This is a genomic window from Rhodanobacter sp. B2A1Ga4 (assembly GCF_018101315.1).
Lineage (GTDB): Bacteria > Pseudomonadota > Gammaproteobacteria > Xanthomonadales > Rhodanobacteraceae > Rhodanobacter > Rhodanobacter thiooxydans_A.
On the sequence record NZ_JADBJR010000004.1, the window covers coordinates 26,618 to 42,902 of the forward strand.

A 16,285-nucleotide genomic window follows, 5' to 3' on the forward strand; every position below is an offset into this window, starting at 1 on the left:
GACATCACTAAACGCAATGCGCCAAAGTTCCGTCAGATCGAGAATGTTTTGCCGGCACCGGGTGGGGCAAAAATGAGGGTATGGGTATGGAATTCATCGACGCAGAAAGGCAGAACCATGGTCATCTCTTTCTTCGCTCCGTGAAACATTCGCCTCCACAAACGCGGAAGATGACGGTGTTCCCAACCGTAGGGATATTTGCGCAGGATCCCTTCGGCCGGACTCGTTACCATCAGTTGAGGCGGCGGACCTGCCATGACGCGATCACACTCAGCATCGAGGGCGACGCCGCGATACCCGTGGCACTTTAGAAACGATCGGATTTGCTTGCGGGGAAAGCGAGGATCATCGTGGCGTGGCGCATTGAAATCCTCAATGCGTTGTGTCACCTGCACGTGGACTTTCTGATGGGGTTCGTAGCTCATGTAGGTCATCCTTGATCTCGGTGAGGTCGGGCCTGACTGGCTGAGGTCAGCGACGTGCTTTCCCTAGTTGGCGGTGCCGTGAATCATAAATGATTCAAAGCGTGCCTGGCGTTCACCCTGGGATGGCTGTTAGCGTCAGGCGGCCAGAGTCGCGCTGCGAGTCTTGAGCATGATGTAGCGACGGCGCATGGCCTGCACGGCTGGGTCGAGGAGCGCACGGGTGCGGCCGACCAAGGACGACGCCAGCTCGAATGCACGCAAGAACAGGTTGGCCGCAATGCGCAGGCTATCCATCGCCGGCTCCGCTGAGCCCGTCAGATCGACGTGGATGGCGAACTGCCGGCAACCGTGCTCGGCACAGGCGCGTGCCACCTTGCGCACCTGCGAAACGAGGTCGCCTACCCAACCGACGCCGTGGTGGTGAACGGTTGCCGCGGACTCCGCGGGCATGCGAAATGGGAGGGCGAGACTACCGGTAGATGAGTTCATGCGCGACTCCATGTCGTGGGGTGTCTGATGCGTGCACGGTAGCGCAGTGCAGAGCGAGGCAAAGTGGCTCGTTTGCAGGACCGTCAGGCTGCGTCGCGCCACGTGGTTCCGTGCTCCGCGACAAACGCGTTGATGCCCTGGGCCATTTCAGCCGGGACGCGGAACTCGGCCTTTCCGAGGAAGGTGCTGACCGTGATGTTTCCGCCGTCGGTCGCAAAGGCGAAAGCCGGACGACCGCCCGGATAGAAGGTTCGCGGCATACGGTCCAACTCGCGCGACAGCCGGTCCGTCTGCGAGGGGTCCATCATGGAGAGCACACCTGCGAGTGCGACGACACCCTCGCGGATCGGCTGATCACTGGAGTACTGCTTCTGACCCACGCTCTTGAAGATCGTGCACTCGTAGACCCGGACCTCCAGGACGATCGAGCCACCCACGCGCTTGACGTCCTTGCCTGGTCGTAGGCAAAAGGCCCGGATGAACGCGTTGGCCACTTGCCGGCTGGCGTCTTCCGTGGCCGATGGTGCCGTCGCACGCCAGAGATCGTCGAATACGGCGCGGGGGCTGAAACCGTCGGCCACGCGTCGTTCCGGCAACCACTTTTCGCGGAGCAGTCCTTCGTCGTCGACCACCAATGGCGTGCTGCCGATCGCACAAGCCTCTCCGACCAGCTCCTTCACGTCCCGGAAGATGTTCTTGGCCAGCTGTCGGCGCTGCTCCGCGACCTTGTCGGAAGCCCTCAAGTAGCGGAAAGGGTTCGTATGGCGCGGGGCATGTTGAAATCCCGCTCCAACCTCGCTGATGGCTTCCATTTTCACGGCGACGACTTCTGCCGAGCGCAGAGCCGCGTCGAGCTCCTGATACATCTCCTGCATGCGATCGACGATCGCATCAGCATCGGTACGATTCACGGGTCAGCCTCGGTGGACGTGGTGCCAGCACCGTAGGCGCTAGAAGCATCTGTCAAAGATCGGCCCGAAAGCGTCCGTGGGAACGGAAGTCTCCGGCGCTCGGTCGGTAGCCGACCGATTCTTGTGGGGTGCGATCTGTGGATAACATTTGGTATCACAATACATTTCAAGGACGTACAAGGCCCGCCTTGTCGGTGTCCGACCTCACTCCGATGTGGACAACTCGAGTCAATAGACCATCTTGCGCTGCGAGCCCGATCATGGATTTGGTGCCTGGCGAGCGGCCATCCCAGAACGCGACAAGGTGCGAGGCTCCCCAGGCCATCTGCTGGTTGCGAATGAACCCGGCGGCCTTCCCGTAACGATCCCACTCCGCCGGATAGCGCATGAACGGCACATCCCGATCCGGCCACCGGGCAAGCGCGTAGTGCTCTCCCAGCGTGTCCGGTCCCTCTGCAGCACCGCTGACGATCACCGCGTCGGGCATCCGCGAAAGGATGCGATCCAGGGAAGCGTTGAGATTCTCCAGATCGTCGAAGCCCCTGGACCCGGCGACGATGACCCTTGGCGGCAATGCCGGGTCCCGCATCCGCTGCCAGCGGTAGGGCAGATCCACGTTCGCCGGTGCGTCCATAAATAGCGGGGTGACATCGGAGTCTTGCCAGCCGGCGAGTCCGCAGCCGACTCGGGTGACTTCGAACACTGTGTCCGCATGGTCCGCAGCATCGTCGAGAAACCTGGCAATCCCGGAACTGACGGTCGCCAGTGGGAGCGGCTTGAGAGCGTGATCCTTCGTCGGGATGGCGTAGGCCTGGCCAGTGAAGCCCGTGCCAACCCCGACCTGTGCGCTGCGCCAACGCTTCGCGAACAGCGCGGCACCAGCACCGTGCACACCCGCAAAGTTGGAACCGAAGACAAAGCAGGATTCCCGAGGGCCAGTGCTTTGCGCCACCGCGGCCAACACGTCGCCGTGGCAGGCTTGTGGCGCACACCAGCAGCCCAGCGTCTTCTCGCGCAATTCGCGGCGCGCGAGGCGCTGCAGGTGCGGCTGGGCCGCCAACCAGGCGCGGTAGCGCTCGACAACGGCTGCCCTGTCGCCGTGGATTCCGATTTCAAACGGGTTGCCCCACGGGCCGGGCCGACCGATGTACACATCGGCACCCTCGCGCTTCCAGTGGCGCACCACACCTGATCCCGTTGTCACGTCCGTCCCCATTCCGCACGCACAGTTCTCAGAGCCGCATCGGCATGATGACGTGGTCGTTGCCATCGCCATTGGACAGCACCACGGATTCGCTCGGACTGTTGACCCGCAGGTAGATCGTGTCCTCGACAAGCGCGGCAAGGGCGTCGGTCACGTATCGGGCATTGAGACCGAGGCGCATCGTCATGCGCAGGTCAGGAACAAACAGTTCCTCACTGCCGTCACCCTTGTCCTTGGCCGACGCAGAAAGCCTGAGGATGTCACCGCTGAAGTCGAAGACAACGGCGTCCTTGACGTCGGACCCCATGATGGTCGCGCGCTTGACGGCGTCTAGGAGAACCCGCCGATCGAGCTTCACCTCGTGTCTCATGCCTGTGGGCAGGACCCGGGCGAAGTCCGGATATTTGCCGTCGATCAGGCCTGACACCATGCACTGTTCCCCCTTGGTCATGCTCAGGTGGCGTGACCCAATGGCCAGGTCGACGGGCGAATCCTTGCCGTCGAGCATGGTCAGCATCGCGTTCATGCCGCGCCGCGCAAGGATGACTTGCTTGGCTGGGCCAACGTCCCGAGGCAGCGCCGCGCGGGCGACCGCCATGCGCAGCCCATCGGTGCCCACGCAGGTGACCGTTGAGCCTTCCACGTGGATGAGCATGCCGTTGAGGTAGGTGCGCTGATCCGCCGACGCCACGGCGTAGCCGACCGCATGGACCAGGCTTGAAAGCAGGCCATCACTGAGCTTCAGCAAGGTTGCGACGCCCACCACGGGGCGCTGTGGGTATTCGGTCGCCGGCAGCGTGGCAAGGGTGTAGCGGCCGGTACCAGCCCGGATCTGCAGGCAGTCGCGATCGACAAGCCGTGCTTCGAGTGCGTCCACGGTGCTCGGCAATGCGCGCACGATATCGAGGAGCTTCTTTGCCGGGATCGTGATCGAGGAGTCGGTGGACGATTCCCTCAGCCCACAGGCACCCTGCATGGTGACTTCCGTGTCCGATCCCGTCAGATGCAACTGGCCGGCACGTACCTCCGCGAGCAGGTTGGAAAGGACGGGCATGGGTGGTGTGCCGCGCGGTACCGCGCTGGCGACATGTTGCAGCTGGCGCTGAAGGTCGGTGCGCGCGATCTGGAATTGCATGGCAGTACTCCATCTGCAGGTGACAACCCACCCTACCCAGCCGTTCTCGCTCCTGAAGTTCGGCACCATTTCGTTGCTGCCATGCGTGTCGTCGAAGCCTGGGGCGACGACGACGCTTGCCGGACCGAAAGATTCTCGACGACGGCACTTCCACCGGCCTTGACCCGGTGATAGAACGGCATCGCCAATGGAAGGGGGGAACCTGCATGAAAGCGAACGCAGTCATGTTGTGGCTGGTGGTCGGCGTGAGCGCCTTGGGGCAGTTGGCGTGGGCGGGCGATGGTCCCGCCGCCGCCGCGTCGTCAGGTTCGCCAGCTCCGGCCGACGGAAGTGTCGGAGCTAAGTCCACGCCCAAGGCCGCCGCCAAGCCCGATACTCCGGCAGCCGGCGGCGGTGATACCGCTGGAAAGGCCACCCTCGCCTCTTGGCTCGACCTCTTGGCGGCTCAGAAGGCCAGCGAACTCATCGGTACCAAAGCGACTGGCACGATCCCCAGTGGTCCCGTGCTGCTGAGCAGCTGGGGCGACTTCGTGCGCGCTGTCGATACTGGTCGGATCGTCGAGGGGCAGATCGCCTATTCGAAGACAATCATCACTGCCTATCAAGGATTACTGGAAGCAGCGCGGAAGTCATCTGGGACAAAAGCATGCGGCGGCGAACCGACTCCGCCGAAAGGCGCTGTGAGCAGACTGGCCCTCGCCAACGTCGTCGTTCCGGCGGCCACCGTTGGTGGATGGTTGCCCAGCACCTTCAACCCGTGGCTCGCCGCTGTGCAGACGATGCTGGGGACCATGAAGGGCATCTCTGACACGCTTCGGCCCACGGTGGGTGAACCGTCGCCCTTCCGAGTTGGACTGGCTAACGACGACCTGTTTCCTGCCATCAGCGGCACGAGCCGCGAGGTCTACTTGCCACCTGTCATTACGCAAGGCCATGACGCCGACATTGCGTCGACAGTTCGCGATGCCCAAAGCCTGGCCGGGCAGATGACGCAACTGGCGACGGAAGTTAGTGACCGCACCGAGTGCAAAGCGCTGACCGCGAAACTTACCCAGTCCGCTACAGCCCTTGGGAATCTTGCAAAGACCCTGCAGCCTGACGCCGCCGGCGGGACGTCGGCTGCGGATGAAGCGTTGGCACTGCTCACGTTGTCCAAGAAGGACGGGCTCACGGTGTTGGACATCCAGCTCACCAGCGAGAATGCGACCGACCGAGGCTACTCGACGCTGATCCCGACGTCGAAGCGACTGATGCAAAGCTCGGTGCTTGCGCGGTACCGACTTCACAATGGTGCCGATGGAAGGATCCTTCGCAGTGGCACGGTGGCTGTGTTCTGTCAGGTCGTTGCGCGAGAAGGCGTACGAGGCTCGAATGCCTTCGGCAGAAACTACTCCAGCGCGGAGCTTTGCAGCTGGACACCCAAAGAAGCGGTAGCTCCGGCACAGTTCGGACAGAAATAGCCGACAGGTCACCGATTCCCACCACGTTAGGTCGAAAGCCGCGCCGCGGACGTATTGGAGGTGAGTCCAAGGTCAGGTGCCGCATGAAACGAGAGCTGTTGGGGCCACCAGTCCCCGCGAACACCGATCTCGCGGGTGTGTGCCCCACCGCCCCTCCAGGGAGTGGTTAGTCAACAGTGACTAACCACCTTCCAATATCCTCTTCTTCGCAAGCTCGGCGTATTTTTTTGCTTCGCTCCGGGAAATCCCCATCTGACCCATCAGCGCCTGCAGCGCAAGTTCTTCCTGTTCCGGGGAAAGCTCGACGCTTCCGCCTTTTTTAAGAGCCACCGTGACCGACTCAACTAGCGGTCGGGCAACGGCCGACCAGTGGACCCCGTGCCTGATTCCGTTGATCACGCCCAAGATGATCAACATCGTCGTAGCACCATAGGGTGAGAGTCCGGCTTCCACGGATGCCTCGAAGGCTGCAGACACCTGCGGCTCGAGCACATCACGAATCACAGCCTGATGTTTCTCGTCGTTGTCGATAGAAGGTTTACAGTGCGACAGCGGGCTGTAGTCGATGGCGATCTCCGCCATCTGGGTGGCCAGGGCCAAAACCCATGCAAGCCCCTCTTTGGACATGGACCGCTCAGCGATCAGCGCGTCTGACGCATCTGGGAAATTGTCCTTAATTTTCTTTTTGTCCCCAGCCTTTAATTTGGCCGGAAATCTGCGCGCCAGCAACGCTAGCTGGAAAGTTACGAGATCAGCGACTACTTGTTCCGTGTCTTTGCCCGTCATCCAGGGCTGGAGGCTTTGTTCAAGCTCCATGATCCTATTGCGACGATCACCGTCGTTGTTGTCGGCACTGTTCTTGGACATAAACCGCTCTCCTTTCTCGGATTCGTGAGATTACATTGTCGTACTGAAGCTCGAAAGAATCGGGCCATCGATCAGTCTCGGGCTATATTCAACTTAACCACCTCTCAACACGGTAAGTGAACTGCTTGCCTGTGAGATAGCACGTCAGTCCAGAATCACATGCGGTACGAACCGCGACGTGTCTCGCGTGATCAGTCCAGCGTCCTCACGGATGCCGATCCCCGCCGGCGAGTCGCCGATCACCCAGCTTCCGATGAGTGGGTAACCGCCCGAGAATTTCGTCAGCGGGTGGTACGCCTGTCGAATATGCGGCGCTCCAGCATAGGGTCCGTCTGACTCCACCGTCCTGCCCTCGGCGGTGCGCATCCGAATGTTCGCACCCTCTCGCGAGAAGAGTGGCTTCCGCACCCAGCCCGCAGCTAGCGCGGTTGGCTCCGATGCCTCGAAATACGCCGGCAGTAGGTTCGGATGCCCCTCGAAGCGCTCCCAAAGGAGGGGCAAGATGCCCTTGTTGCTCAGCACCGACTTCCAGGGTGGTTCAATGAGCTGCAGGCCGGACGTCGTCAATGCGGGTCCGTAGCGGTCGGCGAACAGATCCTCCAGCGGGTACAGCTTGAACAGCGTACCGATGACGGTATCGTTGAGGTCGGTGAAGGTTCCGGTCGTGGAAAGGCCAATGTCCTCGATCGCAATGTTCCCCGCGGCGATGCCAGCCTGCTGGGCGCAGTCACGAAGGTAGTCGACGGTGCCCCGGTCTTCGATACTGTCGCGAACCGAGCTGAAGTAGGACGGTCGCGGCAAATCCTTGGCAAGCTCGGCGAAGGCGAGCACGAGCTTGTCCTGGATCGAATTGAACTGGTCCGTGCCCTTCGGCAGCGCACCACGCTCAATCTGCTGTTCGAGCCAGAGCCACTGAAAGAACGCGGCCTCGTAGCACGAGGTCGGGGTGTCGTAGTTCAGCTCGTAGAGCTTGGCGGGACCCGTGCCGTCATAGGCAAGATCCATCCGGCCGTAGAGGTGCGGCTGACCTCGATGCCAGCTATCGGCGATCCAGTCCCAGTGCGAGGATGGAATCGCGAGTCTGGTAAGCAGCGACTCACTGCGCATGACCTCGCCCACGAGTGCCATGGCCATCTGGTGGATCTCGGCCGTCGGATCCTCAATGTCGCGTTCGATCTGCTGCAACGAGAAGGCGTAGTACGCCGACTCGTCCCAGTACGCCTCACCTTCGATGGTGTGAAAGTGGAAGCCATAGGCCTCCGCCGTCTGCTGCCAGTCGGTGCGTGGAGCGATGTTGATCCGTCGCATGCTCAGCCGCCCCAGCTGCCGGCCATGGCATGCGACGAGCCGAAGCCACCGCGTCCCGCCGTGATCGCTCGGGAACCGGCACTGCTCCCGTGGCCACTTTCGCTTGCGCTCGAACTCCAACCGCTGGAGCTCGACCGGTAGCTGCCACCATAGACGCCGCTCGACGGGGAGGTATATGCGCCAGACGACTGCCGGTACACCGGGCCAGCCGGCATGTAGACGGCCTGGTTGCGGTTGTTGTCCATCATTCGACCGATCAGGAAGCCCGACAGCGCGGGCATCCAGAAGGAGCCGTCCGATCCCTGACGACACATGTCCGCGCCGTACTGGGCGACGCACTGCTCGCGGGTGCCGAAATGCGGTGACTCCTTCGAGGCGTTGGCCAGCGCCTGGGTCTGCGCGGTCTGGCAGGTGTCTTTGGGGACCCCCGCCTGCACGCACTGGTCGACGGTCGCAAACGTCTGGCGCGAAGTGGCCGGCGAACTATCGTCGCATGCGGTCAGCAGCAGGGGTGCAAGGCCCATCAGCACCAGCGATGCACAGGTTGAACGTTTCATGCTTCTCTCCTTCCGTGGCTCAGGTAATCGACAAATCGGCGTCAGTGACGTCGATGCCCAACGAAAAGACGACATCGAAGCTGTTCGGGCCGTAATCCTCTGCGGACACGAATAGGTATTCGAACCGTCCTGGCAATCCCTCGACCTCCCGCTGGTAGAGCATCGAGTAATGCGTCATGGTGAAGTCGGCCGTGTCACCCGGTGGGTGGGTGACGCTTTCGTCGTAGGCGACGGGCGGTGCCCACGCGTCGGTGGGGCCATCACCCCAGACGCGCTGATAGGCCTTTCCGTTGAACGTCAGCTGCGGTTTGCCGAGATCGGAAGTCGGCTCGACCCACTGACGGAACGCGTCGGCAGTGGGCGGATTGATGGTGTCGGCATACACGAACAACTTGATCTCGTCGACCTGACCTGCGGTCGCCTTCACCTGGTACCAGGCATCGTCCTCGACGTACCAGCGATACAGCATGGTGCCTCCGCCCAGATCGACCGTACCCAGTGCTTCAATGGGCTGGTCGCCCGCCGGCGGTTCAAAACCAAAAGCGCCCGCGTTCGCCTTGAAGAGAAGCGCGTCGACGACAACGGCACCGCCGAGCCGGAATCCACCGACGCCGCGGGGCGTGGCAGACGCAGACTCCACTTCGGCCTTCGTGCCGAATAGATTTTCGAACATGGTGTGATCCTTCGTCCCTGTGGATGAAGCCGGCCGCGCCGGTGCGGCGCCGCCGGCAAGGTGGCGCGTCAGGCTCCCGGCTTACTGAAGCGAGCGAGCACGTCCGCCGCGGCCGTGTCGGATGGCACGACGCCCGCCGCCTGCAACCGCGCCTGGAGATCACCGTCGCCGCTGGTGTCTTCCAGCTGCTTGGCGGCGTCGAACTGAGCATCCTTCAGCTGCTGCTGTTCCTGGATGCGGCTCAGCGAGTCCATGGCGGTGCGCAATTTGGTGTTGGAGCCCGACGTGCGCGCTGCGATCGCGTCCTGCGCGCGCTGGACCGACGCCGTCGCTTTGACGGTGTCGATTTGACGCGAGAGGTGCTCGACTGTCGACTCCGCCTGACGAATCGAGCCGCGCAGTCGCTCGATGTTGTCGTCCATGCTTTTGACGGTCGCTTCGTCGGCTTTGATCTCGTTTTCGAGCCCGGCGACCTTGCCAGCAACCTCCAACGCCAGGGACTGCTCGCTGCCCTTGTCCACCAGCTTCTGGATGGATGCGCTGAGTTCGGTGACCTTCGCCTTCTTCGCGTCGAGCTTGTCGCTGGCGAGCTTCCGTTCGGCCATGAGCCGGGTCAGGTCGACCTTCGACTGATCGAGTGCGGACCTGGAATCTCTGATTTCCTGTTCCAGGATCGTGATCGCATTGCGGTCGACGATCGCCTGACCGGCGTCGGTGGCGGTGCCGCGCACCAGCGTGATGAGCTTTTCGATGATGGCCATGATTGCCTCAGTTCAAGTGGGAGTGGAGTTCGTTGGCGGCCTGGGTCGCACAGTGCCCGAGGGTGTGGATTTCCTCGATCACGTTCCCCAGCGGCGACATCGCCGACAGCTGCCCGAACACGATGTAGGCGTCCTCGCCACCTACGGTGCTCAGACCGAAATTCGATAACGGGTAGATGGGATTCAGGCGGAGGCAGGCCTCGTTGAAGGTGCCCCGATCCTTCACGCTGGAGGCCAGGCAGAGAATCGTGGACACCTGGATCTCGGTGCCGGAAGCCAGCATCTGCATGGGCAGATCGCCGTGATCGTGCGCTTCGATGTAGATCACAGCCTCCGAGCCGCGCTCGAGCGTGATCCGTGCGCGGCCTTCCTTCACGTAGTCGGAGGCAAGAAGAGCGTCAAACAGAGAGTGGGTCGTCCAGTGGTGTGCCATTGATTGGTTGTCCATGAGGTAAACGTAAGAAGGAAGAGTTGGTAATCGAAGGGTCTGCTCGACGCGACTGAGGGCCTCCTTGTGCTCCTCGCGGATGTAGACCTGATAGGGAGCCAGTCCCATCTCTTTCATGCGATCCCGGAAGCGCCGCTGAGCGATCGCTCCAGGCGAAGGGCTGGTAGTGGGTTTCTTTCGTGGCATCGCACCGCTCCAACAATGGCGTTACTTGTAATCATTACAAGTAATCATTGCAAACGATGACCCCGTTACACTATTTCGTTGACACACCTAGTTTCGTGGCGCGACTTGCCACCGGATCCGGAGCGCTCGATGGCCGGCCAAAGAGGTGGGCAAGCCGGCCGAAATCGACCATCGGCTGCTGGCCCGGGTGGTACACGGCGTAGCTGTCGTGGCACCGCGCCGGCAAGCGGAAAAGAAGACGTGAGGACCAGACCACGCTCAGGGCACCCTTGCGCAAGGCATCGGCGGGGATCTTCAGGCACTGATCCTGCACTTCGCCGCCGGCACCGATGACCACCCATCCATCGTCTGACGGGAACGGATAGGCGGCAAAGCGGCACGGAAGCGGCCCACTGGTAATCCCGTACGGCCCGATCGGCTTGGTCGTACATTGCCCCGAGGCCAGGCTCACTTCGACCGGCATGTGGCTCACCGCGACGGTGGCCGCAAAGCCGATGGCGACAATCAGGGTCATCGCCACGAGGGCTTTCAAGATGCGAGGTTTCATCACACGTTCCTTATGTGTTGTCGTCCGCGTAGGACGACGGGGTTAGTCCGTTACGGCCTGCAACACCTGCAGGTCGACCGATTCCTTGCCACGAAAACAATTGAGCGCGACCGAATAGGCCAGTCGCACTTCTTCACCTGCACCGACGGGCGGAACCTCGCCGGCGGCCATGGCACGAAACCAGATGCCGCCGCAGCGCCGACCTCGAGCGTCCTGCAGGTCGAGCTTCAGATGCGTGCCGTCACCGACGATGCGCATGTTGGTCACCGTGAAGCGGTCAACGAACACCGGCGCCTCGAACTCACGCCCGTAGGGTTCGAGTGCACTGATTCGCGACAGGGTATCCAGCGACGGAGCTTCACCGAGCTCGCCGTCAACCCAGAGCACCGGCTCCAACTTCGTCGTGTCTACCTGCTCCATGACCGCATCGCACAGGGCGTCGTGGAATCGCTCAACGTCTTCTTCCGAGATGCCGATGCCGGCAGCACCGGCATGACCGCCCCAGTGCTTGAGCACGCCCGGATACTTCGAGTCCACGACGGCCAGCGCCCCACGAATGTTGACGCCAGCAACCGCGCGCAACGATCCCGTCAGCATGCCTGGCACATCTGGTTTGGGTGACAGGCAGCAGGAAGGACGTCCAAATGCCTCGACCAGCCGGGACGCGACGATGCCGTGGACACCGGCATGGCCGTCGGGGAAGTGCACGCAGATCAGAGAGCGCCCGGCCTCGGCCTGAAGCGCCCCGATTTCCAGCGCAACCTCGGACATCTTCTGCTGGATCGACTTGCGGAGCTGGTTGTCTGCGTCCAGTTGTGAGACCAGCACCATCGCTTCCATGGGATCGCGCGTTCGCAGGAGCCGCAGCACGGCCATCGCATCGTCGATGCGACTCGCCGCGTTGAAGCGAGGGGCAGCCCCGTGAGACAGGTCCTTGGTGGTGAAGAGGCCTTCCTTCTTCATCAACTGACGCAGGGCGGTCCACACCGGTCGAGGATTCGGCCCGTTGATGAGACGCAACCCGTAGTTGATGACCGCGCGGTTGTTCTTCGACGTGCGCAGCGACATCAGGTCGGCGACACTGCCCACACAGACCACGTCGAGCAGGCACGCCAGCGACGGTGCATCTGGTGCGAGCCAGCCGCGCTTGATGAGGCGCTGGCGCACGGCACACATGGTCAGCCAGGCGACATAGCAACCGGCAATGCACCGATCTGGAAATGCACTGTCTGTGCGCACAGGATTTACGCAGGCGATGGCGGCCGCCGGCGGACCCGCCTCCGGCACCCCGTGGTGATCCGTCACAACGGTGTCGCAACCGCGCTCAGCACGGAGGCGTTCGAATCGGGCGTTGTCGCACGTTCCTTGGTCGGCAGTGATGAGGAGGGTGTTGGGCTTGCAGTCCTCAAGCAATCGATCGACGAAGCGATCGCTGACGCCGTAGCCTTCGCGCATGCGATGGGTGATCAGTAGCGTCACCTGCTGGGTCGGCACGTGGAAATGCTCCACCAGCGATTCCATCAACACAAATGCGCTGGAACTGCCGTCGCAGTCGAAGTCCGTCAAGCAGGCCAAGGGTCGACCGCTCATGATTGCGTCGGCGATCGCATCGGCTGCCACATCGATATCAGGGAGTTGATCAGGGGGATCCAGATCGCGAACACTCGGCGTGACGACGCTTAGATCGGTGTTGGTGAGGCGGGCCGACAAGATGGCTGACTGCAGCGCGTCGTAACCGTGCGCCTGCGCAGCCGCCATGACTTCCGGGTTGCGTTCCCTCTGGCGTACAACGACGGTCACTGGGACGCACCTCGCCGCTTGGCGAGCTGCCACAAGTCCTTCAGGCGCTCGGGATCTTCCTCAAAGCAGCGCTCACCGGAAGCAACGTTGGCAGCGAAACGCTCCACGTCGTGCCATGAGGTCGAGACCTTGTTGAACTCGGGCTCGGCGAAGCCGTACAGGCGAAACATTCCCTCGGCAGAGACCTCTACGGATGGACTCATGACGGCCGGTGTGGCGGTGGGGCTCCACAGTGACCCGGTCGCCTCGTAGACCACGCGGTCCTCGCGACGATCCACGCACTGCATGAAGGCATGGCGAAGGCGCGACACCAACGTATCTGTCACCGGCCACGCGACCCAGCCGAACGTTGGCTCCGGCGAGTCAACGCGGGTGCCAAGGTACAGGTACGGACGGCTGGCGTGGTTTGTCACTTGATCGCTCCAAGATGTGTCACGACCCAGCGTACTGCCATCGCCGCGAGACAAAGAACGAGCCACATTCCCAGCGACTGGTCAGTCGACGGCAACGCCAGGTAGACAACGATCGCCGCGAGGATCGCGACAAGGTCCCACACGCCCCAGATCGAAGGAGGCATCTCCTCGGCCTGAACGAGCTCCCATGATCTGGAGTCGGTATCGAATACCGTATGGGTCACCGCTCCGTCGATGACCTGGAGGCGATAGCGCCGGCGCGCGGGAAAGCCGCACCACGTGCAGGCAAACTCCACTTCCGTCACGAGACACGCTGGGTCGCATAGGTCCAACGCAGTGACGCGTACGTCTCTCGGCAGCTGGTGCGTGTCGCAGACGGCGCATAGGACGCGCGGCCCACGAACTCGCCGCAGGCCCATGCGTTTCGGGAAGATGTCGGACAGGCGCTTCACGGGCTCGGCAGAAACTCTGCTGGGCACCTTGCGTCATCGTCGACAGATGCGAGGAGGTCGACATCGCGCTTGAGCACGATGATGCGCCCGCGATGGCCCCAGTATTTTCGCGCCCGGCCGTCCCACAGCGCTTCGTCCTTCTGCAGCGCGATGTCCTCCACTGCCTTCGATAAGTTCGTCGCGTCAGGACGGCGCAGGTTTGGCAGGCCGTTGGCGGCGTCCTTTTCCGCAACCGACCAACTTGCTGGCATGGCCATGATGAAGATGAGGCTGTAGCGGTGCGGCATCCTCAGCCCACGCAAGCGCAATTCGTCACCCAGTGCTCGGTAGCGCAGGACACAGGGCCGCTTGATCCACTTGTCGCGTTGCGTCATACGCGGCTTCGGCACCGGGTCGACATTGAAAACCTGGACATTCGGGATGGCGGCATCAGCAACTCGAGTTTCCGCCAGCGCAGAGGCGATGGCCGACCGGGGCAAGGCGCGCCGGCGGGGCTTGCTGACCACTGCGCTCATACTTGGATTCGCGCACCGTCGGGCAGCCGGCTGCATGACGGCCGGCTCGCCCACGTAGCGAGTCCATGCATCGCGCGAAACACGGCGATTCATGACCGGCCCCTGCCCCGACCCTTGCCCCAACCTGACTTCACGCGATGCTTCAGCGGCTTGCTCGGCCGGAAGGTAGGCACGATGGAGTCGGTGTTCCAGCGCAGCTGGCCCGTGCCAATATCCTTGGTCGTGCGGCCGCTGACCTCGCGTACGGTGAACTGGCCGAAGCTGCGGATATTCACCCCTTCGCCAGCCGCGAGCGCGCTGCCGATACACTCAAACAGCGTATTGACGATCGACTTGACGTCGTCGTGGTGTTGGCCCGTCGCCTTCTGCACCGCTTTGATGAGTTCCTGCTTATCCATGTCCCTCTTGGACCCCTGCTGTCACCCTCCCTCCGGGAGGGCTCCGGTGATTATTGAGCCGAGCGGTGAAGCCACAGCTCGTCGGCGGCGAAGGTGACCATGGCAACGGCAAGCAGGCTCATGACCTCCCCGGCGGCCTCGACCTGAGCGTCCTCATTGGCTCCTGGCACGTCGACCGGCTCGATCTGCAACTGCCTGGACCACAGCGCCAGCCGATGAAGGTTCACGTCCAGGTGCTCGTGCTCGAGGCGAAGCAGCGCGTCCCGGGCGTGCGCCTGCAGGACACTGGTGTCGATCGCTGCCAGTTCTTGGCCCCGGAGGTCTTCGAAGCGGATCCAGGTCCGCTTGCGGACGCGTCCACCACCGACAGTGCTGACCTCACTCGATTCGCCAATGACCTTGGCCACGGTCGGAAGCATCTCTGCCAGGCGATCCACGACAGATAGCGCGTAGCTTGACCGCTCGTTGGCGTCCGGATGCTCATAGGCCGCCAGGATGAGGGGCGAATTCACCCGCACGGCTTCCACGCACCATGCTCCGCGTGGATTGATCCTGTACAGCAGCCGCCCGGCTTCGGCGATCGCGGCCGCGGCCTTGTCGTTGACACCGCAGTTCTTGATCAGCTGCTCGACGGCGCGACCTTCGACCCGCTCGGTGATGTCGATGCGCGTGGAGGTGCCGTTGCGCCGAAACACGGTCAAACCATCGTGCGTGGTGTTGGTGCGTGGATTCAAGATGATGTCTGTGCTCACACCGATCAGGCGAGGCAAGTTGCTCGCGATCGTCTCCAGATGCTTCTGCACGTAGGCGTTGGCGTATCCCATGGGGGACGAATTTCCTTCTACTTCTTGTTGTTGATGGCAACCGCTGGTGCCAGGCGGCGGTTGATCGCGCTATCGATCATGCCCAGGTACCGATATTGGTGCTTCGGCGTTGGAGAATGGTACAGAGCGATGGCTTTGGCCATGTTGCCGGTCTGCCGTAAGGCCTGCGCGTAGATCCAACCGCTCGCCAGGACGTTGGTGCACAGGTCGTCTCGCAGCGCGTCCTCGGAAATGCCGGCCTTGGCCAGCGTCGGTAACCACCAGGAGTTGATCTGGGCCGGCCCGATGTCATAGGTGCCATTGGTGTTGGCCGAGACCTTGCCAAGCGTACCGCCCTCGACATCGAGGATCAGATACAAGGGCAGCTGGTGGATACCAAACACCTGCGCGGCATGCTGGACGCACTGCCGGACATTGGGATCGCTCTCCGGCAAGGGGCGGTGCGAATGTCGTGGTGCCGCGTCAACGAGAGCCGGCGGGCGGGCTGGTGATATCTCGGCCAACGGTGCCGTCGTGCACGACCTCACGGCCACGCCGGAGATCACCTGGTCAAAATCCTGACCCACCTGACGGATCTGGCCTTGTTGAGTGGCCGCGACGTGCGTCCCCTCAGGACAAACGGTATGGGCGACTGGCGTCACGGAAGCAATGGTGCGAACTGCTGCGTCCACGGGCGGCGTGCTGGCCGACGCGGCTGTCGCGGGTTCCTGCACTTTGCGGGTCTTGTCGGCGTCGCTCGGTGCAACCGGTGCCTGAGAGACGGCCGAAGCCGGCGCGCCCATGCTGGTGGCGGGTGCTGGAGCCGCCTCTGTTTCCGTGATCGTTCGCACCGTGCGCGACCCTTGCGCGGCGGTGGTGATCACGGGCACACATAGCGCCAGTGCCAGCAGAATTCTTTGCGGTCGATCCATG

Annotated in this window: 20 protein-coding genes; 1 reads left to right on the top strand and 19 read right to left on the bottom strand. The window is 62.5% G+C overall.

Going from position 1 to position 16,285, the window contains the following annotated elements; genetic code table 11:
* Nucleotides 1–32 precede the first annotated feature (32 nt).
* The 5 genes from IMW82_RS13095 to dnaN form a co-directional block, all read right to left on the bottom strand.
* Nucleotides 33–425, bottom strand: a complete 393-nt coding sequence (locus IMW82_RS13095) for a hypothetical protein (protein WP_211004790.1) — start codon at nt 423–425, stop codon at nt 33–35.
* Nucleotides 426–560: 135 nt separating this feature from the next.
* Nucleotides 561–914, bottom strand: coding sequence for a hypothetical protein (locus IMW82_RS13100; RefSeq protein ID WP_211004791.1), 354 nt, complete (start codon nt 912–914; stop codon nt 561–563).
* 83 nt (nt 915–997) lie between these two features.
* Entirely contained in the window at nt 998–1,825 is an 828-nt protein-coding gene (locus IMW82_RS13105) for a hypothetical protein (protein ID WP_211004792.1), read from the bottom strand.
* A gap of 166 nt (nt 1,826–1,991) precedes the next feature.
* Entirely contained in the window at nt 1,992–3,029 is a 1,038-nt protein-coding gene (locus tag IMW82_RS13110) for a DUF4326 domain-containing protein (protein ID WP_211004793.1), read from the bottom strand.
* Nucleotides 3,030–3,057: 28 nt separating this feature from the next.
* Nucleotides 3,058–4,164, bottom strand: a complete 1,107-nt coding sequence (dnaN, locus tag IMW82_RS13115; protein WP_211004794.1) for a DNA polymerase III subunit beta — start codon at nt 4,162–4,164, stop codon at nt 3,058–3,060.
* A 206-nt stretch (nt 4,165–4,370) separates the two neighbouring features.
* On the opposite strand from dnaN, the gene IMW82_RS13120 reads away from it, so the two are divergent.
* Nucleotides 4,371–5,624, top strand: coding sequence for a hypothetical protein (locus IMW82_RS13120; RefSeq protein ID WP_211004795.1), 1,254 nt, complete (start codon nt 4,371–4,373; stop codon nt 5,622–5,624).
* A 180-nt stretch (nt 5,625–5,804) separates the two neighbouring features.
* Here IMW82_RS13120 and IMW82_RS13125 read toward each other — a convergent pair whose 3' ends face one another.
* The 14 genes from IMW82_RS13125 to IMW82_RS13190 form a co-directional block, all read right to left on the bottom strand.
* Nucleotides 5,805–6,491, bottom strand: a complete 687-nt coding sequence (locus tag IMW82_RS13125) for a hypothetical protein (protein ID WP_211004796.1) — start codon at nt 6,489–6,491, stop codon at nt 5,805–5,807.
* Between the two features lie 144 nt (nt 6,492–6,635).
* Nucleotides 6,636–7,799 carry a glutathionylspermidine synthase family protein gene (locus IMW82_RS13130; RefSeq protein WP_211004797.1) on the bottom strand — a complete coding sequence of 388 codons (1,164 nt, stop codon included), beginning with the start codon at nt 7,797–7,799 and terminating at the stop codon, nt 6,636–6,638.
* A gap of 2 nt (nt 7,800–7,801) precedes the next feature.
* Nucleotides 7,802–8,356, bottom strand: a complete 555-nt coding sequence (locus IMW82_RS13135) for a DUF1190 domain-containing protein (RefSeq protein WP_211004798.1) — start codon at nt 8,354–8,356, stop codon at nt 7,802–7,804.
* 19 nt (nt 8,357–8,375) lie between these two features.
* Nucleotides 8,376–9,029 carry a DUF2491 family protein gene (locus IMW82_RS13140; RefSeq protein ID WP_211004799.1) on the bottom strand — a complete coding sequence of 218 codons (654 nt, stop codon included), beginning with the start codon at nt 9,027–9,029 and terminating at the stop codon, nt 8,376–8,378.
* Nucleotides 9,030–9,097: 68 nt separating this feature from the next.
* On the bottom strand, nt 9,098–9,790 hold the full coding sequence (locus IMW82_RS13145; protein WP_211004800.1) for a PspA/IM30 family protein: 693 nt from the start codon (nt 9,788–9,790) through the stop codon (nt 9,098–9,100).
* 7 nt (nt 9,791–9,797) lie between these two features.
* Nucleotides 9,798–10,424: a YjfI family protein gene (locus tag IMW82_RS13150; protein ID WP_211004801.1), complete on the bottom strand. Its 627-nt coding sequence runs from the start codon at nt 10,422–10,424 to the stop codon at nt 9,798–9,800.
* Nucleotides 10,425–10,494: 70 nt separating this feature from the next.
* Nucleotides 10,495–10,971: a hypothetical protein gene (locus IMW82_RS13155; RefSeq protein ID WP_211004802.1), complete on the bottom strand. Its 477-nt coding sequence runs from the start codon at nt 10,969–10,971 to the stop codon at nt 10,495–10,497.
* A gap of 42 nt (nt 10,972–11,013) precedes the next feature.
* Nucleotides 11,014–12,771, bottom strand: coding sequence for a DHHA1 domain-containing protein (locus IMW82_RS13160; protein ID WP_211004803.1), 1,758 nt, complete (start codon nt 12,769–12,771; stop codon nt 11,014–11,016).
* Nucleotides 12,768–13,184, bottom strand: a complete 417-nt coding sequence (locus IMW82_RS13165) for a hypothetical protein (protein ID WP_211004804.1) — start codon at nt 13,182–13,184, stop codon at nt 12,768–12,770. Before IMW82_RS13165 ends, IMW82_RS13160 begins: the two co-directional genes overlap by 4 nt.
* Nucleotides 13,181–13,489 carry a hypothetical protein gene (locus IMW82_RS13170; protein ID WP_211004805.1) on the bottom strand — a complete coding sequence of 103 codons (309 nt, stop codon included), beginning with the start codon at nt 13,487–13,489 and terminating at the stop codon, nt 13,181–13,183. Before IMW82_RS13170 ends, IMW82_RS13165 begins: the two co-directional genes overlap by 4 nt.
* Before the next feature lie 143 nt (nt 13,490–13,632).
* On the bottom strand, nt 13,633–14,151 hold the full coding sequence (locus IMW82_RS13175; RefSeq protein ID WP_211004806.1) for a RusA family crossover junction endodeoxyribonuclease: 519 nt from the start codon (nt 14,149–14,151) through the stop codon (nt 13,633–13,635).
* 89 nt (nt 14,152–14,240) lie between these two features.
* Nucleotides 14,241–14,549 (bottom strand): HU family DNA-binding protein, encoded by a 309-nt coding sequence (locus IMW82_RS13180; RefSeq protein WP_211004807.1) that lies wholly within the window; start codon nt 14,547–14,549, stop codon nt 14,241–14,243.
* Nucleotides 14,550–14,599: 50 nt separating this feature from the next.
* The gene (locus tag IMW82_RS13185; protein ID WP_211004808.1) at nt 14,600–15,373 is read right to left on the bottom strand and encodes a hypothetical protein; all 774 of its coding nucleotides are present in this window, start codon (nt 15,371–15,373) and stop codon (nt 14,600–14,602) included.
* A gap of 17 nt (nt 15,374–15,390) precedes the next feature.
* Nucleotides 15,391–16,284 carry a hypothetical protein gene (locus IMW82_RS13190; protein ID WP_211004809.1) on the bottom strand — a complete coding sequence of 298 codons (894 nt, stop codon included), beginning with the start codon at nt 16,282–16,284 and terminating at the stop codon, nt 15,391–15,393.
* Nucleotide 16,285 lies beyond the last annotated feature (1 nt).